At 69.2% G+C, this 2,176-nt stretch carries 3 protein-coding genes; 1 reads left to right on the top strand and 2 read right to left on the bottom strand.

Going from position 1 to position 2,176, the window contains the following annotated elements:
* Positions 1-915: M61 family peptidase (locus VEG08_10470; protein HXZ28409.1), on the bottom strand; the 915-nt coding region annotated here is incomplete at its 3' end.
* Between the two features lie 34 nt (positions 916-949).
* Positions 950-1,192, bottom strand: coding sequence for a hypothetical protein (locus VEG08_10465; GenBank protein HXZ28408.1), 243 nt, complete (start codon positions 1,190-1,192; stop codon positions 950-952).
* A gap of 119 nt (positions 1,193-1,311) precedes the next feature.
* Here VEG08_10465 and tmk point away from each other — a divergent pair, with 119 nt between their 5' ends.
* A complete protein-coding gene (gene tmk, locus VEG08_10460) occupies positions 1,312-1,977 on the top strand; it encodes a dTMP kinase (protein HXZ28407.1) in 666 nt (221 codons plus the stop codon).
* Positions 1,978-2,176: the final 199 nt, after the last annotated feature.

Genomic DNA, 2,176 nt, shown 5'->3' with positions numbered 1-2,176 from the left:
CTTGAACTCGTCGTTGTCGAGGAAGACGCGCTCGAAGGTGCGGTCGTCGCTGGACTCGTGGTGCTCCAGGCCGAAGTGCGCGGTGTACTGGCTCAGGGTGTAGAGGAAGTGGTAGTCGCGGTAGTGGCGGGCGCCGAACAGCGCTCCCGCCTCGGCGACCAGTTGCCGGTAGTCGGCCTCCTGTTGCGGCGTGACGGCCAGGTCGGCATCGGCGTCGGCCACCAGATCGAGGAAGTGCTGCGGCTCCTGCCCGGGCGAGAGCGCGATCTCGCGGAAGTGCGCCCCCGCGATGACCGGGGAGTCGATCAGGGTGACCAGCGAGGCCGGCTGAAACTCGATGGCGTACGACTCCTCCTTGGCCACGGGCAGCGCCGTCCCGAACTTCCAGCCCGGCGGCAACTGCAGGCTGGCTACGTAGGTCAACTCCGCCGCCGGCCAGCCCGCGGGATAGAGCACCACCTGGTTCCAGTTGATCACCGCCAGCTCCGAGCTGGCCGAGGCGCCGGAGGAGAAGCCCGAGGTCGCGTCCGGCAGCAGGAAGTCGAGCGCGACCTCCACCGACGCGGCTCCCTTGGGCACCTGGCAGTGGAAGGTGTACATATCCTCCAGGTCGCGCCGCCAGGGGATCTCCCTGCCTCCGGCGGAGAGCTTCAGCCCGGCCAGGTTGACGATGGGTCCGGTGGGCCCATGCTCCCCGGGCAGCCACTTGGGATAGTAGAGGGTGAGCGGCCCCGGGCCGGCGGGGATCACCAGCTTGGCGTGCAGGATCTTGCGGGGAGCGTCGGTGGCGTCCAGCGAGACCGTGATGGTGGGCGGCGCCTTGCGCGCCAGCGGGTTGGAACTCCAGCCCGGCGCGCACGCCAGCACCAGGACCGCCAGGACCAATTGCCACTGGATCGAGCGGGACAGACGCATTCGACTCCTCCTCACGATTCTTTTCCAGCCGCGCCTACTTCTTGCTTTTGGGCGGCCCGCCCGGGATCTGGTCGCTGAGGCTGGCCAGGATCCGGTCGAAGGCTTGCTGCTTGCTCAGGGGCTGCTTGCCGCCCCGGTTCTTGCGGTAGTTGTGCTCGTGGCCGCAGGTGGCGCAGCGCACCTTCTTGACCTCCTCGCCCACCATGGCGACCACCGCGTGGCCGGTGGAGAGCTTGCAGCGGGAGCAGTAGTCGTCGATGGAATCCCCGAGGCGCATGCGGCTCCCTTCCCCGGCAGGCCCAACCCAGCCGGGACCGCGGCAGGGGAGTCTAGCACAAGCGCCCGCCCGCGCCACCGCTCCAAGGTGGAGCCGGCGCCGGGTGATATGATTCCGCGGTGGCGCGCGCGCGCGGGAAGTTCATCACCATCGAAGGACTGGACGGCTGCGGCAAGAGCACCCAGCTGGGCCGCCTGGCCGAACTCCTGCGCGCCCAGGGACACGAGGTGGTGCTCACCCGCGAGCCCGGCGGCACCCCGGCCGGGGAGAAGATCCGCGGCGTCATCCTGGACTCGCGCACTTCCGGCCTCTCGCCGCGCGCCGAGCTGGCGCTCATGTTCGCGGCCCGCGCCCAGCACATCGACGAGGTCATCCGCCCCGCCCTGGAGGCCGGCCGCTTCGTGCTCTGCGACCGCTTCACCGATTCCTCCGAGGCCTACCAGGGCGGCGGCCGCAAGCTGGGCAGCGAAGTGGTGCTCGCCCTGCACCGCGAACTCTGCCGTGGCCTGCAGCCCGACCTCACCATCCTCATGGACTCGGAGGTCGAAGCCAGCGTGGCCCGAGCGCGGCGCCGCAACCTGGCCCGCGAAGGCGCCAGCGAGCAGGACGAGAACCGCTTCGAGCAGGAGAGCCGGGCTTTCTTCCAGCGCGTGCGCGACGCCTACCTGGCCATCGCCCGCCGCGAGCCGGGGCGCGTCTTCGTGGTGGACGCCCGCCGCCCCGCCGACGTCGTCCATCCTGAGATTGTCGCGGAGGTGAAGAAACGGCTGTCGCTGAAGAACTAGCTCGTGGCTTTTGGCTCTTAGCTTTTGGCTTTTAGCTTTTAGAGCCCAGCCTTTTGCCTTTTTACTTTTGCCTCTCGGGAACCGCAGATGGGCTTCCAGGATTTCTACGGCAACGAGGAGGTGGTCACGCGGGTGCGCGAGATGCTCGCCCGCCGCCGCCTGCCCCACGCCATCATCCTCAGCGGCCCGCCGGGCGCCG

It is taken from the genome of Terriglobales bacterium (assembly GCA_035624475.1).
Classification (GTDB): Bacteria; Acidobacteriota; Terriglobia; order Terriglobales; family Acidobacteriaceae; genus DASPRL01.
Note: the sequence above shows the minus strand (reverse complement) of the source record. Positions and strands in the feature narration are given on the sequence as shown.